Genomic DNA, 18,728 nt, shown 5'->3' with positions numbered 1-18,728 from the left:
GTTCTCCGTATTTAAGTCGGGAACGTGTCAACGCTATTCAGGACGGGTCACACCCAAAAAAAAAGCCACCTCACGGTAGCTTTAATTTTCATACTCAATCTATGGTGCCGAAGGCCGGAATCGAACCGGCACGCCTCGCGGCGGTTGATTTTGAATCAACTGCGTCTACCGATTTCGCCACTTCGGCACTGAAGGGTATGCGGAAAACGTTGGCGATTATACCGTTACCCCCTGTTTACGCAACTCAATTCCTTACCCTTCGTTACCAAGTGCTGAAAAATCCAGCGAAGCCCGGGGAGAATTCCCGATTTAATCGTCCCCGGCGTGCAGGCATCCCCCGCCATATCAGGCCTCAATCGTTCAGCGGTTAATCATCCTCTATCCTGAATCCCCCTCACCCACCCCAGATTACTCCCAATCCTTAACCATTAACTGCGGCTGCCGTTGCGCTGACGGAACTCGGCCGCGTTTTGGCAGTCGGAACAGTCAATTACCGCACGGCTATTTGCATGCGGCCAGTGAGATGACAGAACGTTAACAAGGCACAATCATGATGAAAGTTACCCACCTGGTAATGGCGCTTTCCCTTTCCGGCGCCCTTTTCTCCGCAGCAGCCGGTGCCACCAGCTGGCAGGATCAGTTAAGTTCTGCCGCCAATGCGCTGGGGCAAAGTTCAGAGAGCGGCAGCGGCACCGCTAAAGATACCACCGCGCAGAACGGAACCTCGCTGGGGGCGCTGGCCGGGCTGCTGAACGGCGGCAGCCAGTCGCTGAGCGCAGGCACCATGACCAACGCCGCCGGTGTGTTGCAGTACTGCATGAAGAACAATCTGGTGGATAACAACGTCTCCTCCATGAAGGAACAGCTGCTCGGCAAGCTGGGCCTGCAGGATACGCAGAAGCAGCAGCAGTCCACCGACTATCAGCAGGGTCTGCTGGGCCTGCTGAACACCGGCAACAACCAGCAGGTGAACCTAAAATCGCTGGGCGAAACGCAGCTCGGCAAGCAGGTGAAAACCAAGGCCTGCGATTTAGTTTTAAAGCAGGGGTGGAAGTTTCTCTCTTAATGAACCACGCTTATTATGGCGGTGAGGCTGTCCCCTCCCCGCACTTTTTAGGGCTGCGCGATGCGGCCCTTTTTTATGGCTGCGGATCGCATCCGGCATTAATAGTCAAAGACAGCCGCATCGACAGTCGTCAGGATGATCCCCCCTACCTAAAATAATAAGGCTACCGTTATGTCTGATTATCGATTAAGTCATATCTCTGGTCATCTGGGCGATATCGCGCTGCATCACTGGCCGGTACCGCAGCCGCGTTTTCTGGTGCTGCTGGTTCACGGCTACGGCGAGCATCTGGCCCGCTATCATCACGTTGCGGAGAAACTGAATCAGCTGGGCGGCTATGTGTTCGGCCCGGATCATCTCGGCCACGGGCTGTCGCAGGGCGAGCGCGTGCTGATTGAGGATTACGACGCGGTGGTGGACGATGTGCACCTGGCGGTGGCCTCGGTGCGTCAGCAGTTCCCCGATCTGCCGCTGGTGATTATCGGCCACTCGATGGGCGGGATGATCGCCACCCGTTACGTACAGCGCTTCGCCGATGAGGTGCGCGCGCTGGTGCTCTCCGGCCCGCTGCTGGGCGAGCACACGCAGATTAGCGATATGTTCGGGCTGGCAGACATTCCCGATACGCCGCTGGATATCCGCACCCTGTCGCGCGATCCCGAGGTCGGCGCGAAATATCAGGCCGATCCGCTGGTGTGGCACGGGCCGTTTAAGCGTGCCACGCTGGGGGCGATGTGCGACATGCTGAGCACCATCCACCACGGGCCGGGCTTCGGCAGTCTGCCAACGCTGTGGCTGCACGGCGAGGGGGATAAGCTGGTGCTGCCGAATGAGAGCCAGCAGACGCTGAATAAGCTGCGCGGCAGTGATTTTGACCGCGAGCTGTACAGCGGCGCGCAGCATGAGATTTTTAATGAGACCAACCGGGATGAAGTGCTGCGCCGCGTCAGCGGATTTATCGTGCGCGCGCTGGGCTGAATCACAGCGGGGAGGATTGCTCCCCGCTATCCATCACTTCACAATCAGTCGGATACCGAGCAGCGCCATCACCCCACCGCCCAGGCGGTCGAGCGGGGCTTTAAAGCGCAGATAGGTATTACGCGGGCCGCGAGAAGACAGCGCGAAGGCCACGAACAGATACCATAGCCCGTCGACCATCATCGCCACCAGCGGGATCGCCAGATACATGCTGAGGGAAACTTGCTGCGGCAGCAGTGCGGCAAACACGCCGCTGAATACCACGGCGGTTTTGGGGTTGCTCAGCTGAGTGGTCAGCGCGGTGAGGAAGGCCCGGCGGGCGGTTTTACCGTTGCTGCCCGGCAGATCCAGCGCCAGGGGCTGACGTGCGCCGCGGAACATTTTATACGCCATCCACAGCAGGTAGAGACCACCGGCGGTTTTCAGCACCAGCCACAGAGTCGGCACGGCGCTCAACAGCGTGTGCAGCCCGGCAAGAGCGATAATGGCAAACAGGAAGCTTCCTGCTCCCATCCCTAACGCGGCACCAATGCCCGCACGGCGCGATGACGCCACGGCGGTCCGCGCCACCAGAATAAAGCTCGGGCCGGGGCTCATCGCACCCAGCCCAAGCGCTGCACCAATTGAGACTACCGATAATACCGCTGCATCCATCACTCACCTCCCTCATAGTTAGCCTTCTAACTTACTGAGAGAGGCGGACGGCTGGCAACCCCATCGCAAAGATAAAGTTGCCGACGGTTAAGGAAGGATTAACGGAATACCAGACCGCCGTCGATCAGCGGTGCCTGGCCGGTCATGTAGTCAGAATCCGGGCCTGCCAGGTAGGAGACAAACGCCGCCACGTCGTCCGGGGTTTCAGCGCGGCCAAGGGCGATGCCGGAAACGTATTTATCGTAAGTGGCACCCAGCGGCGCGCCGGTCTCTTCGGACATGCGTTTGTCGATTTCCACCCACATATCGGTGCCGACCACGCCCGGGCAGTAGGCGTTAACGGTGATGCCGAACGCCGCCAGCTCTTTCGCCGCCGCCTGGGTCAGCGCGCGCACGCTGAATTTGGTGGCGGAATAGATGCCGAGCAGCGCAAAGCCTTCATGACCGGCAATGGAAGAGGCGTTGATAATCTTGCCCTTCTGTTTGCGCTCCTTAAACTTACTGGCCGCCGCCTGGATGCCCCACAGCGTGCCCTGCACGTTGATCTGGAAGATTTTTTCCACTTCCTGCTGGGTGACTGAGAGCAGGTTTTTGGTCTGGCTGATCCCGGCGTTATTGACGATCACGTCAAAGCCGCCGAGCTGTTTTTCCGCCTCATTCACCGCCGCGAACACTTCTTCGCGCACGCTGATATCGGCTTTGATGGTAATCGCACGGCGGCCCAGCGCTTTCACCTCTTCGGCCACCAGCTTAATTTTGTCGTCGTTCAGGTCTACCAGTGCAATATCTGCCCCGTCGCGTGCCAGTCGTAATGCAATTCCACGACCAATCCCCTGACCCGCGCCGGTTACCAGGACCACTTTTCCATTAATTGACATAGCGTTACCCTTATCAGATGAATAAACCAGCCCCAATCATTAGTCCGCTTATCATTTTATGCCTATGGTAATTTGTGCTATTGGATGCATTACGATTGATAATCTGGATTTACATAAGTCTACGCGTGTTGCGGCAGTGAAAACGTCTGCACGGACTTGCTTTACTCCTGCCGGGGGCTGCCTGCTATGCTTGAAGGATAATCACCCGCCTTTCAACCAGATGGATACCTGACTATGACCGAGCCGCTGCTGATTGCCCGAACCCCTGAACAACTGCTGCATCTGCTGCCCGCCTTTGCCAACCGCCACGGGCTGATCACCGGCGCAACCGGCACCGGGAAAACCGTCACGCTGCAAAAAATTGCCGAAAGCTTCTCCGCCATCGGCGTACCGGTGTTTTTAGCGGACGTGAAGGGCGACCTGACCGGGGTAGCGAAAGAAGGCGTCAGCTCGGAAAAGCTCAGCGCGCGGCTGGCTAAAATCGGCGTCACCGACTGGGAACCGCAGAGCAATCCGGCGGTGCTGTGGGATATCTTCGGCGAGCGCGGCCATCCGGTGCGGGCTACGGTCAGCGATCTCGGCCCGCTGCTGCTGGCGCGCCTGCTGAACCTCAACGAGGTGCAGAGCGGCGTGCTGCAAATCATCTTCCGCGTGGCCGATGATCAGGGGCTGCTGCTGCTCGATTTTAAAGATCTGCGGGCGATGACCCAGTACATCGGCGAGAACGCCAAAGCCTTCCAGAGCCAGTACGGCAATATTAACAGCGCCTCTGTCGGGGCCATCCAGCGCGGGCTGCTGGCGCTGGAGCAGCAGGGGGCGGAATACTTCTTCGGCGAGCCGATGCTGGATATCCGCGACTGGATGCGCACCGACGATGCCGGGCGCGGCATCATCAATATTTTAGCCGCTGAAAAGCTCTATCAGATGCCCAAGCTGTACGCCACCACCCTGCTGTGGCTGCTGTCTGAGCTTTACGAGCAGCTGCCGGAAGCGGGCGATCTCGATAAGCCGAAGCTGGTGTTCTTCTTCGATGAGGCGCACCTGCTGTTCAGCGACGCGCCCCAGGTGCTGCTGGATAAAATTGAGCAGGTGATCCGCCTGATCCGCTCGAAGGGTGTCGGCGTCTGGTTTGTATCGCAGAACCCGGCGGACATCCCCGACATGGTGCTCGGCCAGCTCGGTAACCGCGTGCAGCACGCCCTGCGCGCCTTTACGCCGAAGGATCAGAAAGCGGTTAAGGCCGCGGCGGACACCATGCGCGCCAATCCCGCCTTCGATACCGTCACCGCCATTCAGGAGCTGGGCACCGGCGAAGCGCTGATCTCATTCCTTGATGAGAAAGGCAGCCCGTCGATGGTGCAGCGTGCGATGGTGATTGCCCCCGGATCGCGGATGGGTCCGGTCACCGACGATGAACGCAACGGTCTGATCAATCACTCGCCGCTCTCCGGCAAGTATGATGAAGTGCTGGATCGAGAATCCGCGTGGGAAAAACTGCAGCAGGGCGCGCAGGAGGCCAGCGATCGGGCGAGCGCCCCACCGGCCAAAGGCAACAGCGTGGCGGTGGATGACGGTATTCTCGGCGGGCTGAAGGATATTCTGTTCGGCAGCACCGGGCCGCGCGGCGGCAAGCGCGACGGCGTGGTACAGAGCGTGGCGAAAAGCGCCGCACGGCAGATCACTAACCAGATTATTCGCGGCGTGCTGGGCAGTATTATGGGTGGCAGGAAGAAGTAAGGAGCTTATGGATAAAGAACGTGAACTGAGGCAGGCAAAGCGCCTGCCGCTGCTGTTACTGGGGGGCGCGGCGCTGCTGTTTATCGCCACGCTAATCTGGCCGCTGTACTACCCATCGAACCTGTGGATTAGCGGGCTGAAGGCGGTGGCCGAGGCGTCGATGGTGGGCGCGCTGGCGGACTGGTTCGCGGTCAGCGCGCTGTTTCGCCGGGTGCCGATCCCGCTGGTCGGACGCCACACGGCGATCATTCCGCGCAACAAGGATCGCATTGCCGATAATCTTGCGCTGTTCGTGCAGGATAAATTCCTCAACACCGGTTCGCTGCTGGAGCTGATCCGCCGCCACGATCCGGCACGGATCGTCGCCGAATGGCTGAGTAAAGCGGAAAACGCCGCGCGGCTCAGCGGCTATCTGCTCAAGCTGGTGCGCGGCTTCCTCGATCTGGCCGACGATCGGCGCATTCAGCAGTTTATGCGCCAGGCGATCCACAAGGCGATCGACAAGGTGGATCTCAGCCAGTCATCGGCGCTAATCCTGGAAAGCCTGACCAAAAATAACCGCCACCAGCAGCTGCTGGATGACGCCCTCGCCCAGGTGTTACAGCTGATCAACCGCCCCGGCACCCACGAATTTATCGCCCTGCAGGTGGTGCGCTGGCTGAAGCGCGAGCATCCGCTGAAGGAAAAAGTGCTGCCCAGCGAGTGGCTGGGGGAAAAGAGCGCCGATCTGGCGGCCAGTGCGGTGCAGTCGATTCTCAACGAGATCGAAAACGATCCCACCCACGCGCTGCGCCAGGGCTTTAACCGCGCGGTGCAGCGGCTGATCGTGCGGCTGAAAACCGATCCGGAAATGGCGCAGAAGGCCGAAGAGGTGAAGCGCTATCTGAAAGAGGACGAGGCGCTGAACGGCTATATCGCCCAGCTGTGGGGCGATCTGCGCGGCTGGCTGAAGGAAGATCTCAGCCGGGAGGACTCGCGCCTGCATGAGAAAGTGAGCGCCGCCGGGCAGTGGTTTGGCGATACCCTGATGCAGGATGCCACCCTGCGCAGCTCCCTGAACCAGCATCTGGAAGAGGCGGCGGCGGGCGTAGCGCCGGAGTTCTCCGACTTCCTCAGCCGCCATATCAGCGACACGGTCAAAAGCTGGGACGCGGCCGATATGTCGCACCAGGTGGAGCTGAATATCGGCCGCGATTTACAGCGCATCCGTATTAACGGCACGCTGGTCGGCGGCGCGATCGGCCTGCTGCTCTATCTGCTGTCGCTGTTACCTGTGCTGATCTAGCCCGCGCCATTCAGCTGTGCCGGGCAATCTGCTGCTGGCTGTACTCGGCGCTGTAGAGGAACGGGGTATGCAGCCCGCCGTCCAGGTGGGTAAACGGCACCAGCGCCCCGTTATCGTCAAACAGGTGGATCTGCGCGGGGTCGATGGACAGCTCGACGAAATCCCCCGGCTGGCTGACGCGCCCCGGCGTCAGGCGCGCGGTCAGCTCCTGCTCCTCAACCCGGCACAGCGCCAGGGTATCCGAGCCCAGCGGCTCAATCACATCGGCCAGCGCCGGTAGCGGAATGCGCTCGCTGCGTACGCCAAAGCGCGGCGGCTCCAGATGTTCCGGGCGAATGCCCATCAGCAGCCGGGTGCCATGCTCCGCCTCAACCGAGCGCAGCGGGATCTCACAGCGGCCAAACTTCAGCACCGGCCCGCCGGTCAGCTGCTGCACTTCCACCTCCAGCATGTTCATCTGCGGCGATCCGATAAACTCGGCGACAAACTTGTTCACCGGATGGTTATACACCTCCATCGGCGTGCCCACCTGTTCGATGCGCCCCTCGCGCAGGATCACCACCCGGTCCGCCAGCGTCATCGCCTCCACCTGATCGTGGGTCACGTAGATGGTGGTGGTTTTCAGCAGCGCGTGCAGCCGCTTGATCTGAATACGCATATCCACGCGCAGCTTGGCGTCCAGGTTGGAAAGCGGCTCATCGAACAGGAAGGCGCGCGGGCGGCGGATAATCGCCCTGCCCATCGCCACTCGCTGCCGCTGGCCGCCGGAAAGCTGCCCGGGTTTACGCGCCAGCAGATGGCTCAGCTGCAGCATTTTGGCGATCTCTTCCACCCGCTGACGGGTATCTTCGCGATCGTTGTTTTTCATTTTCAGGCCGAAAGCGATGTTCTCCGCGATGGTCATATGCGGATAGAGCGCGTAGTCCTGGAACACCATCGCTATCTCCCTTTCGCTCGGTTCCAGGTGGTTCACCACCTCATCGCCGATGCGCAGCAGGCCGCCGGAGATCTCCTCCAGCCCGGCGATCATCCGCAGCAGGGTGCTTTTGCCGCAGCCGGACGGGCCGACAAAGGCGACGAATTCACCGTCTTCGATATGCAGATCGATACCGTGGATGGCCTGAATATGCTCGTAACGCTTGGTAATTTTTTCCAGTGAAATCACTGCCATGGTTGTTGCCTCATCGTTCCAGGTCATGGCCGGGATACCGCAGACTTCCAGACGACCATGCAGAGTTTAGGTAAGTCATCTCCCGATTTTTATTTTTCCGGGTCGATCACATTTTCAGAACCGTACATTGCATGTTTTTTGTTCGTAAGTATAAATATCGTTATCGATAACGTTAAACAAGTGTTAATAAAAAATGGCGATTGAAACTTTTAACCTGAGCACACTTCCTGGAAAAATCAGCGATATCGGCCGCCGCAGCAGCGCGCTGTTCGAGCTGTTGCAGCAGCAGATCGTACTCGGCATCCTGCCGCCGATGTCGGTGGTGCTGGAGCTGGATCTGGCGCAGCGCTTTGGCTACAGCCAGAGCACGGTGCGCGAAGCGCTGCTGGCGCTCCAGCAGGAAGGTCTGGTTCATCGTCAGCCGCACCGGGGAACACAAATCTCGCCCTGCACCGAACAGGAAGCGATAGAAATGATCCACATCCGCCACGATATTGAGTGCCGCGCCGTATCGCGCGTGCTGGAGCTGACGGCGGACGCCCGCGCCCAGCTGCGCACCCTGCTGCTGAAGGATATCGAGGCGATGATCGCCGCCGCCCGCGCCGGGGATGAGTATCTGCTCTCCTGCTACGACCGCGCGTTCCACCTGCGGCTCTACAGCTGCGCGCAGCTGCCCAACGTGGAGCCGATCCTCAAGCGCTGCCTGGTGCACAACCACCGGTATAAAATTCTGCACTGCGGCGGCGGCGACACCTCGCGGCTGCTGGACAGCGCCGAGCGTCATCATCTGCTGATCGAGGCTATCGACGGCGGAGACAGCGCGGCGCTGGTCGCCTGCCTGTCGCACCATATCCGCACCGCCGTTGATTTCGGGCCGGACCTGACCCAGCCGGACGCGGGGAAAATGCTATGAGCCTGAGCGGTGTACCTTCGGTGGAAATGACCGCGCTGCTGCGAGAACTCCAGCAGGAAGACGCCGGGCTGCCGGACCCGACCACGCTCTCCCCCGCCGAGGGCCGGGCGCAGGCGGAGCGCGGCAACCGGCGCTGGAATCAGCAGCTGCCGCCGATGGCGCAGGTGACGCCGTTTACGCTGCAGGAAGCCGGGCAGCCGACGATAACCGGGACGCTGTACACCCCGGAAAACGCCGGGCCGGGCGCGATCGTCTACGTTCACGGCGGCGGCTGGGCGTTTTGCAGCGCCGCCAGCCACCAGCGCAGCGCGCGGGTACTGGCCGCCGAAAGCGGTGTGCCGGTGCTGTTGTTTGATTATCGCCTGGCCCCGGAACACCCTTATCCCGCCGGGCTGGAGGACACGCAGCGCCTGTGGCAGCAGCTCAGCAGCGGCAAGCTGTTCCCGCATCTGGACCGCCAGAGCCTGGGGCTGGCCGGAGACAGCGCCGGAGCCAATCTGGCCGTGGCGCTGATGCTCTCCCTGCCGGAAGACGCCGTTCGCCCCTGCTGCGGCCTGCTGTTTTACGGCGTGTACGGCGCGGATTTTACCACCGCCTCTTACCAGCAGTTCGCCAGCGGCCCGGGGCTGACCCGGGAAAAAATGCAGCGCTACTGGCACTGGTATCAACCGGATACGGTGGCGCGCCAGCAGCCGCTGATTGCCCCGCTGTACGCCAGCGATGCGGCGCTGAAGGCGCTGCCGCCGCTGTGGCTGAATGCGGCAGAAATCGATCCGCTGTGCAGCGACAGCGAGCTGTTCGCCGCCCGCCTGCACGCGTTGGGCCGCGACGATCGCCTGAGCATCGTCCCCGGCGTGGTCCACGGTTTTATGCAGATGACCCTGCGCCTGCCTGCGGCAGTGACGGCACACAAGGAGGCGGCCCATGCCTGGCATCACCTGACGCGATAAATCGCGACTGAACCCTACAGCTATCCTGCAAACTTATAAAATAATCAGGAGCACAAGAAATGAAACGAGTAATGTCATCGCTGACGTTAGCGGCCTCCCTTTGCCTGTCGGCCACCGCCAGCCAGGCCGCTACCGTCCACTACTGGTATCACCTGGATAATGCCGACAACACCATGTCGGATTTAATTAGCAAATTCGAAAAAGCCAACCCGGGAATTAAGATCGACGCGGAGAATATTCCGTGGAACAGCTATTACGATAATCTTTATACCTCACTGGTGGGCGGCAACGCACCGGATGCCGCGATGGTGAAAAGCTTCGCCCTGCCGCGCCTGCACGAGATGGAAGCCCTGGAACCGCTGGATGACTACATCAATAAATGGTCCGGCAAAGGCGACCTGCTGGAAAATACGGTGGATATCGCCCGTGGCGGTATGGATAAACAGTATTACCTGCCGGTGCAATATATCGTCTCCTACCTCTATTACCGCACCGACTATTTCGAGAAGGCCGGACTGACGCCGCCAAAAACCTGCGATGAGTTTTACGCCGATATAAAGAAATTAACTCAGGACACGAACGGCGACGGCAAAACCGATATTTACGGCTTTGGATTCCGCGGCGGCGTCGGCGGCCAGGATATGTGGGCACCGCTGGTGATGCCCGCCGGCGGTGAATTCAGCAAGGGCGGGCTGACCAAACCGGCCGTGCTACAGGCCAGCCAGCGCATTGTCGATGCCTACAAGGCCGGTGAGTTCCCGCCTTCCGCCACCACCGACGGCTTTAAGGACATTATCGGCGCGTTTAAAGCGGGCAAAACCGCAATGACCATCCACCATATCGGCTCGGCCAACGATCTGGTGGCAGTGCTGGGCGATAAAGTCTCCGCCGTGCCGCTGCCGGCGTGTAATGAAAAACGCTGGGCACCGATCGCCGTGGAATCTAACGCCATCTTCGCTACCGCCGCCGACAAAGAGGCGACGTGGAAGTGGATCGCCTTCCTCTCCAGCCACGAAAACAACGCGCAGTTTAACCGCGCCACCGGGCAGCTGCCGGTGACCAAAAGCGACACCAAAACGTGGAAAACCCACCCGCAGCGCTTTATCGACGCCACCGTCAACTCGCTGCCGGACGCCCACGACTACCCGAATACGCCGCAGCTCTCTGACTTCATCAACACCGTCTGGCCGGTCAATATGCAGCAGGCGATGCTGGGGCAGATCACCGTTGAGCAGATGAACCGCAAAATCGAATCCCTGTTCAGCCCACAGTAACAAGGGCCGAACTGCCACTTTGAGGTGTGATTATGGTGATGGAAAATTCTCTCGCCCCGCCCCGGCTGCGCCGTACCGGGCTGGCCAGGCGCGTGCTGCCCTATGCGCTGCTCTCTCCCGCTGTGCTGGTGACACTGGCGATTGTCTTCCTGCCGATGGTGCAGGCCGCGTGGATGAGCTTTCATGATTACGTGCTGTGGAAGCCAAAGGCGTTTACGTTCAGCGGGTTGAATAACTGGTACAAGATGTTTGCCGACGAGGTGTTCTGGACCTCGCTGAAACACACGGCAATCTGGATCGGCGTGACCATTCCCGCCCAGCTGCTGCTGGGGCTGGTTACCGCGCTGCTGCTTAACCAGCAGTTTTTCTGGCGGCCGCTGGCCCGCGCGCTGATCATCATTCCGTGGGCGCTGCCCAGCGTGGTGATCGCGCTGATGTGGGCGTGGATCTACGATCCGAACTACGGCGTGCTGAACGACTTCCTGCTGCGAATGAAGCTGATCACCACTTCGATCGGCTGGCTGTCGAACCCGGATACCGCGCTGTATGCGGTGATCCTGACGCTGACCTGGCAGGGATTCCCGTTCTTCACGGTGATGATCCTCGCCGCGCTGCAGTCGATTCCGCAGAGCTATTATGAAGCCGCTTCGCTGGACGGGGCCGGGCGCTGGAAGCAGTTCTGGCACATCACCCTGCCGGGGATCTCCGGCGTGCTGCTGACCGCCGTACTGCTGCGCATTATCTGGGTGGCTAACTCGATCGATGTGATCTTCGTGATGACCGGCGGCGGCCCCGGCTATTCCACCTATACCCTGCCGCTCTATTCGTTTATCAAAGCGCGCACCAATCTGGACTTCGGCTACGGCTCGGCGCTGGCGGTCAGCTTCACCCTGATGCTGCTGGTTCTGGTAGTGATCTACCTGCGCCGCACCATGCGGAGGGTTGCATAATGGTGATTAACAAATCTCTGCCCAGGCGTCTGCTGACAATACATCTACCGATGCTGGCGATCCTCGCCTTCACGCTCGGCCCCTATATCTGGATGTTTTTCACCGCCATCACGCCGAAAGAGCGGCTGTTTACCACCGGGCCGGGCATCAGCCATCCGACGTTTGAGAACTTCACTAACCTGTTTGCCCGCGTCGGTTTTCTGGAAAACATGATGCACAGCGCCATCGTGGCGGGCGGCACCGTGGTGCTCGGCCTGCTGCTGAGCATCCCGGCGGCGTATGCCTTCTCGCGCTTTAACTTTCGCGGCAAGCGGGTGCTGCTGATGCAGTTCCTGGTGATCAATATGTTTCCGGTAGTGCTGCTGATCCTGCCGCTGTTTGTGCTGATGAAGCAGATCGGCCTGCTGGACTCGCATCTGGGGCTGATTATCGCCAACTCCACCGTCGCCATCCCGTTCTCTATCTGGATGATGACCAGCTACATCAACGGCATTCCGAAATCGGTGGATGAAGCGGCGATGACCGACGGCTGTAGCCGCCTGCAGGCGATGTGGAAAGTGGTGCTGCCGCTCTGCACGCCGGGCGTGGTCGCCACCGGTATCTACATCTTTATCACCGCCTGGAACGAGTATCTCTATGCCCTGACCCTCGGCGGGCGCAACGTCAAAACCATTACCGTCGCCATTCAGAAGCTGATTGGCGAATACCAGATCGAATGGGGACTGCTCAGCGCAGGCGGCATTATCGGCGCCCTGCCCGCCACCGTGCTGTTCCTTATCGTACAAAAACGTTTAATCAGTGGCATGACACAAGGCGCAGTCAAAGGCTGACGGCGCAGGAGGATGTAATGAATAACCCGGTTGGCATTATTTCAATGCAGTTTGTTCGTCCGTTTTTAAGCAAGGATCTGTCGCTGTTCAGCCATATCCGCGAGCTGGGCTTCGATTTTATCGAGCTGCTGGTTCCCGAGCCGGAAGACCAGCTTAATCTGCACGAGGTGCGCCAGGCGCTGGCCGACAGCGGGCTGGGCGTGGTGCTGGCGGCCAGGGTCAATATGCAGCGCAGCATCGCCAGTGAAAACGCCGCCGCGCGCCAGGGCGGTATCGACTACCTGCGCTACTGCATCGACAGCGCCGCGCAGCTGGGGGCGACCATCGTTGGCGGCCCGCTGTACGGTGAACCGCTGGTGTTCGCCGGGCGGGCGCCCACCCCGGCCGATGATGCGCAGATTGCCCGCCGCCTTGAGGCCACCGTCAGCGCCCTGCGCCAGGTAGCCCCGCAGGCCGCCGACGGCGGCGTAGCGCTGGCGCTGGAGCCGCTGAACCGCTTTGAAACCGATATCGTCTGCTCCGTGGCACAGGGGATTGAAGTGGTGGACGCCGTTGACCATCCGGCGCTGGGGCTGCTGCTGGATACCTTCCATATGAATATGGAAGAGAGCAGCCTGCCGGGGGCGATCCGCGCCGCCGGTTCGCGCATCGTCCACTTCCAGGCCAATGAAAATCATCGCGGCTTCCCCGGAACCGGGCACGTCAACTGGGCCGAAGTGATGCGCGCTCTGCACGATGTCGACTATCGCGGCCCGGTGTCGCTGGAGCCGTTCCGCCGCGACGACTGGCGGGTCGGTCTGCCGATCGCCCACTGGCGCGCGCCGCATGAAGATGAATCAGAAAAATTACGCGCCGGGCTGGCGCTGGTGAAATCCTCTTTAACCTTTGCAGGAGTGGCCGGATGAGTTTAACCATTGGCTGGGTCGGCTGCGGCCGACACGCAACGCAGATGCTGCTGCCGCAGCTGGCACCGAACAACGTGACTCTGGGCGCGGTCTGCGACCTGAATCCACAGGCCGCGCAGGACGTGGCCCGGCACTACGGCGTCTCGGCGGTTTACAGCGATTTTCAACAGCTGCTGGCGCACCCGGGGCTGGATGCTATCGGCATGGCGGTGGGGCCGCAGCAGCATGAGGAGTTTGCCATTGCGGCGCTGAAGCGCGGGCTGCCGGTGTTTATTGAGAAGCCGCCGGGCGGCAGCGCCGAGGGCGCGCAGGCGATTGCCGCTGCCTCCCGCAGTACCGGCGTGGCGGCTTACGTCGGCTTTATGAAGCGCTATTCTACTGGCAACAAGATTGCCGGAAACGTACTGCGCAGCGGCGACTTCGGCGATGTGCTCGGCTTCCAGGGCAACTATATGACCGCGCCGGGCTACTTTACCGGTGCGGTGGACTACACCAGTTTCTACCTGCATCACTGCGTGCATTATATGGATCTGATGCCGTGGCTGGTCGGCGCGGAAATCGTTGATTTGCAGGCAAGAGCGCTGGAGCATCGCCCCGGCCATCTGCTGGCGCATCTGAATATGGCCTTTGCCAACGGCGCGATCGGTACGCTGGTGATGGGCACCGTGCAGTCGCGCGGCACGCCGATGGAGAACATCACCGTGATGGGTAACCACCAGCGGATTGAGGTGGATAACGTGATTAACGTCGCCTGGCACCGCGACCCGCCGTTTAAGGCCGAGGATGAGCTGGCGCGGCTGGATAACGCCAGCGATACCCTGTGCTGGACGCCGAACTTTACCGCCGCCGCGAATGAGGATCATAAGGGTTACCACGCGCTGCTGCGCGATGTGTTCCGCGGGATGAAGGGCGAGAGCAGCCAGGCACCGACCATTGAGGACGGCGTGCGCGCAATGCAGAATCTGGAGCGGATGATCGCGGCGATTAATCAGCAGCTGCGGCAGAGATAGTGGGGGCTGAGACAAATGGCCGGGGCTGGGGCTGGGGCTGAGACCGGAAGCTGGAGCTGGAGCTAGAGCTGGAACAGTCATTAAACGAGAAGGGCCGGAAATACCGGCCCTTCTTTGTCACGCAATATCTACGCCAGCACTATCGCCGCTTCAGCAGCAGATACACGCTGACCGCAAAGAACGCGGCACTTGGCAGCAGCGCGCCCAGCAGCGGCGGAATATGGTAAACCAGGCTTAACGGACCAAAAATCTGGTCCAGCACGTAGAACAGGAAGCCGAAGCTGATCCCCACCACCACGCGGAAGCCCATCGACACGCTGCGCAGCGGGCCAAAGATAAACGACAGCGCCATCAGCATCATCACCGCCACCGACAGCGGCTGGAAGATTTTACTCCACATATTCAGCTGATAGCGGCCGGGCGTCTGCCCGCTCTGCTCAAGGTATTTGGTGTAGTTATACAGGCCACGGATCGACAGCGCTTCCGGGTCCAGCGCCACCACGCCCAGCTTGTCCGGCGTCAGCGAGGTTTTCCACTCGCCGCTCAGCGTCTGGCTGCCCTTCACCTGTTCCGGATCGGTCAGGTCCGACTGGTCAACCTGCGCCAGCTCCCACACCTTTTTCTCGGCGTTGTATTTCGCCGAGGCCGCATAGCGCACCGACTGTAGCCGACGATCGTGGTTAAAGCTGTAAATACTGATCCCGGCCAGCTGGTTATCATCGCGAATACGCTCGATAAAAGTAAAGTTATCGCCGTCTTTCGCCCAGAGCCCGCCCTGCGTGGAGAGCAGGGAGCCGCCCACCAGTTGCTGAGCACGGTAGTTACGCGCCATCTGCTCGCCCTGCGGCGCAACAAATTCACCGATGGCCATAGTCAGCAGCACCAGCGGAATCGCCGTTTTCATGACCGAAGCGGCAATTTGCAGGCGGGTAAAGCCGGATGCCTGCATCACCACCAGCTCGCTGCGCTGGGCCAGCGTACCCAGGCCCAGCAGCGCGCCAAGCAGCGCCGCCATCGGGAAGAAGATTTCGATATCTTTCGGCACGCTGAGCACGGTGTACAGCCAGGCCCCGGCGGCGGTGTATTCGCCCTGCCCGGTTTTGCGCAGCTGATCGACAAACTTGATGATGCCGGAGAGCGACACCAGCATAAACAGCGTCGCCATGATGGTGTTGAATATCGTTTTACCGATATAGCGGTCAAGAACGCCAAACATCAGACTGTGCCTCTCTTGTTGAACCGCGCGCGCAGACGACGCATCGGCACCGTATCCCACATATTCAGCAGTACCGCTAACCCCAGATAGCCAAGGTTGACCGCCCACATCCAGACAGCCGGATCGATACGGCCTTTACCACCGCTGGAGCGCAGTGAGCTTTGCAGCAGGAAGAACACCAGATACAGCAGCATGGCGGGCAGCATCGACAGCACGCGCCCCTGACGCGGGTTGACCACGCTAAGCGGCACCACCATCAGCGCCATCACCAGCACCGAGAAGATCAGCGTCAGGCGCCAGTGCAGCTCGCTGCGGAAATCGGCTTTATCCGACTGCCACAGGGCTGCCAGCGACGCCTGTTCCGAATCGTTCGGGTCCAGCGTGACCGTCTGATGGCCGACGATGGCCTGATAGTTTTTGAAATCGGTAATGCGGAAATCACGCAGCATGGCGGTGCCCTCGAAGCGAGTACCGTTATCCAGCGTCACCACCTGGGAGCCGTCCGCGCGCTGATTCATATGACCGTGATCGGCCACCACCACCGACGGGCGGGCATTGCCTTTCGGCCGCAGCTGCGCGAGGAAAACGCTGTCAAAGCTGTTGCCTTTCACGTTTTCAATAAACAGCACCGACTGGCCGTCGGAGGACTGCTGGAACTGCCCCGCCGCCAGGGCTGCCGCACCGGGGTTGGCCTTGGCGTTCTGCATCACTTCGCTCTGATGGCGCGATGACCAGGGGCCAAGCCAGCCGACGTTTACCGCCGCCAGTAGCGCAGTAAACAGCATCAGCACCATCGCCGCTTTGACCAGCACATTTTTGCCCAAACCGCAGGCGTGCATCACGGTGATTTCACTCTCGGTGTATAACCGGCCAAGCGTCATCAAAATGGCTAAAAACAGGCTCAGTGGCAGGATAAGTTGTGCCATTTCCGGCACGCCAAGGCCCAATAATGTCAGTACTAAGTTTGTTGGGATTTCACCATCAACCGCGGCTCCTAAAATCCTGACTAACTTCTGGCAAAAGAAGATCAGCAGCAGGATGAACAGGATAGCCAGCTGGCTTTTAAGCATTTCCCGAACCAGATATCTAATGATGATCACGCTGAATACGCCTGTGAAAACTTGTCTTTTTGCAGGAAAATCGCTAGTTTCATCGCTTATACGCCATTTTTTCTCATCAATGGCCCTGTCATAGCTAAAATAGTATGGCAATAAATCGCGTTCTGGTGATGAAAAAACATAAAATTATCACCGAAACTCAATCTGACGTTCGTGACTAAACGACGTTTACGCAACGGCACATTTCGTTACGCAAGCGACATATACTAGCCGCAGCAAGCGCCGTTGTCTTTAAGATTCAGGAGAGTGCATGGAGTTCAGTGTAAAAAGCGGTAGCCCGGAAAAACAGCGCAGTGCCTGTATTGTGGTGGGCGTATTTGAACCGCGCCGGCTGTCACCGATTGCTGAACAGCTGGATAAAATCAGCGATGGCTACATCAGCGCCCTGCTGCGCCGTGGTGAACTGGAAGGGAAAGTGGGGCAGACATTGCTGCTGCACCATGTGCCAAACATTCTCTCTGAGCGTATTTTGCTTATTGGCTGCGGCAAAGAGCGGGAGCTCGACGAGCGCCAGTACAAGCAGGTCATTCAGAAAACCATCAACACCCTGAACGACACCGGTTCAATGGAAGCCGTTTGCTTCCTCACCGAACTGCATGTTAAAGGGCGCAACACCTACTGGAAAGTGCGCCAGGCGGTTGAAACCTCGAAAGAGACGCTCTACAGCTTCGATCAGCTGAAAAGCAATAAGGTTGAACCGCGTCGCCCGCTGCGCAAGCTGGTGTTCAATGTGCCAACCCGCCGCGAGCTGACCAGCGGCGAGCGCGCAATCCAGCACGGTCTGGCGGTTGCTGCCGGCGTGAAGGCGGCGAAAGACCTCGGCAATATGCCACCGAATATCTGTAACGCGGCTTACCTCGCCTCGCAGGCGCGTCAGCTGGCGGATGCCTACAGCAAAAACATCACCACCCGCGTCATCGGCGAACAGCAGATGAAAGAGCTGGGGATGAATGCCTACCTTGCCGTCGGTGCCGGGTCGCAGAATGAATCGCTGATGTCGGTTATCGAGTACAAAGGCAACCCGGATGCGGAAGCGCGCCCGATCGTGCTGGTCGGTAAAGGCGTGACCTTCGATACCGGCGGCATCTCGCTGAAGCCGGGCGAAGCGATGGATGAAATGAAGTACGATATGTGCGGCGCGGCCTCGGTGTACGGCGTGATGCGCATGGTTGCCGAGCTGAACCTGCCGCTGAACGTGGTGGGTGTGCTGGCGGGCTGTGAAAACATGCCCGGTGGCCGCGCCTATCGTCCGGGCGACGTGCTGACCACCATGTCCGGCCAGACGGTAGAAGTGCTGAATACCGATGCCGAAGGCCGTCTGGTACTGTGCGATGCGCTGACCTACGTTGAGCGCTTCGAGCCGGAAGTGGTGATCGACGTGGCGACGCTGACCGGGGCCTGCGTCATTGCGCTGGGCCACCATATCAGCGGCCTGCTGTCGAACCACAATCCGCTGGCGCACGAGCTGATCAGCGCGTCTGAACAGGCCGGTGACCGCGCGTGGCGTCTGCCGATGGCCGACGAGTATCAGGAGCAGCTGGACTCCAACTTTGCCGACATGGCAAACATTGGGGGCCGTCCAGGCGGAGCGATTACCGCCGCCTGCTTCCTGGCGCGCTTTGCCCGTAAGTACAACTGGGCGCACCTCGACGTTGCCGGAACCGCATGGCGCTCCGGTAAGGCAAAAGGTGCAACCGGTCGCCCTGTCGCGCTGCTGTCTCAGTTCCTGCTTAACCGCGCCGGTCTGAACGGCGACGATTAACAGCATCGAGCGGTAAGCGATACGGCTTCCC

The 18,728-nt window shown here is 60.0% G+C and carries 17 protein-coding genes and 1 tRNA gene; 12 read left to right on the top strand and 6 right to left on the bottom strand.

The window, feature by feature from the left end:
* Positions 1–102: 102 nt before the first annotated feature.
* Positions 103–187, bottom strand: a tRNA-Leu gene (locus tag IBT46_RS16760).
* Positions 188–550: 363 nt separating this feature from the next.
* On the opposite strand from IBT46_RS16760, the gene IBT46_RS16755 reads away from it, so the two are divergent.
* The gene (locus IBT46_RS16755) at positions 551–1,066 is read left to right on the top strand and encodes a DUF2501 domain-containing protein (protein WP_200546590.1); all 516 of its coding nucleotides are present in this window, start codon (positions 551–553) and stop codon (positions 1,064–1,066) included.
* A 171-nt stretch (positions 1,067–1,237) separates the two neighbouring features.
* Entirely contained in the window at positions 1,238–2,044 is an 807-nt protein-coding gene (locus IBT46_RS16750) for an alpha/beta hydrolase (RefSeq protein WP_200546589.1), read from the top strand.
* A gap of 33 nt (positions 2,045–2,077) precedes the next feature.
* Here IBT46_RS16750 and IBT46_RS16745 read toward each other — a convergent pair whose 3' ends face one another.
* Together IBT46_RS16745 and IBT46_RS16740 are read right to left on the bottom strand one after the other, a co-directional pair.
* Positions 2,078–2,698, bottom strand: coding sequence for a LysE family translocator (locus tag IBT46_RS16745; RefSeq protein ID WP_105593114.1), 621 nt, complete (start codon positions 2,696–2,698; stop codon positions 2,078–2,080).
* A 98-nt stretch (positions 2,699–2,796) separates the two neighbouring features.
* A complete protein-coding gene (locus IBT46_RS16740; RefSeq protein WP_105592991.1) occupies positions 2,797–3,576 on the bottom strand; it encodes an acetoin reductase in 780 nt (259 codons plus the stop codon).
* A 234-nt stretch (positions 3,577–3,810) separates the two neighbouring features.
* Here IBT46_RS16740 and IBT46_RS16735 point away from each other — a divergent pair, with 234 nt between their 5' ends.
* Together IBT46_RS16735 and IBT46_RS16730 are read left to right on the top strand one after the other, a co-directional pair.
* On the top strand, positions 3,811–5,313 hold the full coding sequence (locus IBT46_RS16735) for a helicase HerA-like C-terminal domain-containing protein (RefSeq protein ID WP_200546588.1): 1,503 nt from the start codon (positions 3,811–3,813) through the stop codon (positions 5,311–5,313).
* 7 nt (positions 5,314–5,320) lie between these two features.
* A complete protein-coding gene (locus IBT46_RS16730; protein WP_200546587.1) occupies positions 5,321–6,598 on the top strand; it encodes a DUF445 domain-containing protein in 1,278 nt (425 codons plus the stop codon).
* Positions 6,599–6,608: 10 nt separating this feature from the next.
* On the opposite strand, the gene IBT46_RS16725 is transcribed toward IBT46_RS16730, so the two are convergent.
* Entirely contained in the window at positions 6,609–7,769 is a 1,161-nt protein-coding gene (locus IBT46_RS16725; RefSeq protein WP_105593113.1) for an ABC transporter ATP-binding protein, read from the bottom strand.
* A gap of 193 nt (positions 7,770–7,962) precedes the next feature.
* Here IBT46_RS16725 and IBT46_RS16720 point away from each other — a divergent pair, with 193 nt between their 5' ends.
* From IBT46_RS16720 to IBT46_RS16690, 7 genes are read left to right on the top strand one after another with little or no spacing between them, the layout of a single operon-like run.
* On the top strand, positions 7,963–8,682 hold the full coding sequence (locus IBT46_RS16720) for a GntR family transcriptional regulator (RefSeq protein ID WP_105592988.1): 720 nt from the start codon (positions 7,963–7,965) through the stop codon (positions 8,680–8,682).
* The gene (locus IBT46_RS16715; RefSeq protein ID WP_200546586.1) at positions 8,679–9,632 is read left to right on the top strand and encodes an alpha/beta hydrolase; all 954 of its coding nucleotides are present in this window, start codon (positions 8,679–8,681) and stop codon (positions 9,630–9,632) included. Before IBT46_RS16720 ends, IBT46_RS16715 begins: the two co-directional genes overlap by 4 nt.
* A 59-nt stretch (positions 9,633–9,691) precedes the next feature.
* Positions 9,692–10,906: an ABC transporter substrate-binding protein gene (locus tag IBT46_RS16710; RefSeq protein WP_200546585.1), complete on the top strand. Its 1,215-nt coding sequence runs from the start codon at positions 9,692–9,694 to the stop codon at positions 10,904–10,906.
* 32 nt (positions 10,907–10,938) lie between these two features.
* Entirely contained in the window at positions 10,939–11,856 is a 918-nt protein-coding gene (locus IBT46_RS16705) for a carbohydrate ABC transporter permease (RefSeq protein WP_200546584.1), read from the top strand.
* Complete coding sequence (locus IBT46_RS16700; RefSeq protein WP_200546583.1) at positions 11,856–12,686, top strand: carbohydrate ABC transporter permease; 831 nt, start codon at positions 11,856–11,858, stop codon at positions 12,684–12,686. Before IBT46_RS16705 ends, IBT46_RS16700 begins: the two co-directional genes overlap by 1 nt.
* A gap of 17 nt (positions 12,687–12,703) precedes the next feature.
* Entirely contained in the window at positions 12,704–13,591 is an 888-nt protein-coding gene (locus IBT46_RS16695) for a sugar phosphate isomerase/epimerase (RefSeq protein WP_200546582.1), read from the top strand.
* Positions 13,588–14,601 carry a Gfo/Idh/MocA family protein gene (locus IBT46_RS16690; RefSeq protein ID WP_200546581.1) on the top strand — a complete coding sequence of 338 codons (1,014 nt, stop codon included), beginning with the start codon at positions 13,588–13,590 and terminating at the stop codon, positions 14,599–14,601. Before IBT46_RS16695 ends, IBT46_RS16690 begins: the two co-directional genes overlap by 4 nt.
* Before the next feature lie 139 nt (positions 14,602–14,740).
* Here the strand turns inward: IBT46_RS16690 and lptG are convergent, their stop codons facing one another.
* Positions 14,741–15,817, bottom strand: coding sequence for an LPS export ABC transporter permease LptG (lptG, locus tag IBT46_RS16685; protein ID WP_200546580.1), 1,077 nt, complete (start codon positions 15,815–15,817; stop codon positions 14,741–14,743).
* A complete protein-coding gene (lptF, locus tag IBT46_RS16680) occupies positions 15,817–16,917 on the bottom strand; it encodes an LPS export ABC transporter permease LptF (RefSeq protein WP_200546579.1) in 1,101 nt (366 codons plus the stop codon). Before lptF ends, lptG begins: the two co-directional genes overlap by 1 nt.
* 268 nt (positions 16,918–17,185) lie before the next feature.
* Between lptF and pepA the strand changes: the two genes are divergently transcribed.
* A complete protein-coding gene (pepA, locus tag IBT46_RS16675; protein WP_105592980.1) occupies positions 17,186–18,697 on the top strand; it encodes a leucyl aminopeptidase in 1,512 nt (503 codons plus the stop codon).
* The last annotated feature ends 31 nt before the right edge of the window (positions 18,698–18,728 follow it).

The sequence above is a fragment of the Erwinia sp. S38 genome (genome assembly GCF_016624545.1).
Taxonomy (GTDB): Bacteria; Pseudomonadota; Gammaproteobacteria; order Enterobacterales; family Enterobacteriaceae; genus Erwinia; species Erwinia coffeiphila.
Note: the sequence above shows the minus strand (reverse complement) of the source record. Positions and strands in the feature narration are given on the sequence as shown.

Bases quoted from the DNA above. Each gene is read 5' to 3' on its own strand.
- IBT46_RS16755 (WP_200546590.1), top strand. From the start codon at position 551: ATGATGAAAGTTACCCACCTGGTAATGGCGCTTTCCCTTTCCGGCGCC.
- IBT46_RS16750 (WP_200546589.1), top strand. From the start codon at position 1,238: ATGTCTGATTATCGATTAAGTCATATCTCTGGTCATCTGGGCGATATC.
- IBT46_RS16745 (WP_105593114.1), bottom strand. From the start codon at position 2,698: ATGGATGCAGCGGTATTATCGGTAGTCTCAATTGGTGCAGCGCTTGGG.
- IBT46_RS16740 (WP_105592991.1), bottom strand. From the start codon at position 3,576: ATGTCAATTAATGGAAAAGTGGTCCTGGTAACCGGCGCGGGTCAGGGG.
- IBT46_RS16735 (WP_200546588.1), top strand. From the start codon at position 3,811: ATGACCGAGCCGCTGCTGATTGCCCGAACCCCTGAACAACTGCTGCAT.
- IBT46_RS16730 (WP_200546587.1), top strand. From the start codon at position 5,321: ATGGATAAAGAACGTGAACTGAGGCAGGCAAAGCGCCTGCCGCTGCTG.
- IBT46_RS16725 (WP_105593113.1), bottom strand. From the start codon at position 7,769: ATGGCAGTGATTTCACTGGAAAAAATTACCAAGCGTTACGAGCATATT.
- IBT46_RS16720 (WP_105592988.1), top strand. From the start codon at position 7,963: ATGGCGATTGAAACTTTTAACCTGAGCACACTTCCTGGAAAAATCAGC.
- IBT46_RS16715 (WP_200546586.1), top strand. From the start codon at position 8,679: ATGAGCCTGAGCGGTGTACCTTCGGTGGAAATGACCGCGCTGCTGCGA.
- IBT46_RS16710 (WP_200546585.1), top strand. From the start codon at position 9,692: ATGAAACGAGTAATGTCATCGCTGACGTTAGCGGCCTCCCTTTGCCTG.
- IBT46_RS16705 (WP_200546584.1), top strand. From the start codon at position 10,939: ATGGTGATGGAAAATTCTCTCGCCCCGCCCCGGCTGCGCCGTACCGGG.
- IBT46_RS16700 (WP_200546583.1), top strand. From the start codon at position 11,856: ATGGTGATTAACAAATCTCTGCCCAGGCGTCTGCTGACAATACATCTA.
- IBT46_RS16695 (WP_200546582.1), top strand. From the start codon at position 12,704: ATGAATAACCCGGTTGGCATTATTTCAATGCAGTTTGTTCGTCCGTTT.
- IBT46_RS16690 (WP_200546581.1), top strand. From the start codon at position 13,588: ATGAGTTTAACCATTGGCTGGGTCGGCTGCGGCCGACACGCAACGCAG.
- lptG (WP_200546580.1), bottom strand. From the start codon at position 15,817: ATGTTTGGCGTTCTTGACCGCTATATCGGTAAAACGATATTCAACACC.
- pepA (WP_105592980.1), top strand. From the start codon at position 17,186: ATGGAGTTCAGTGTAAAAAGCGGTAGCCCGGAAAAACAGCGCAGTGCC.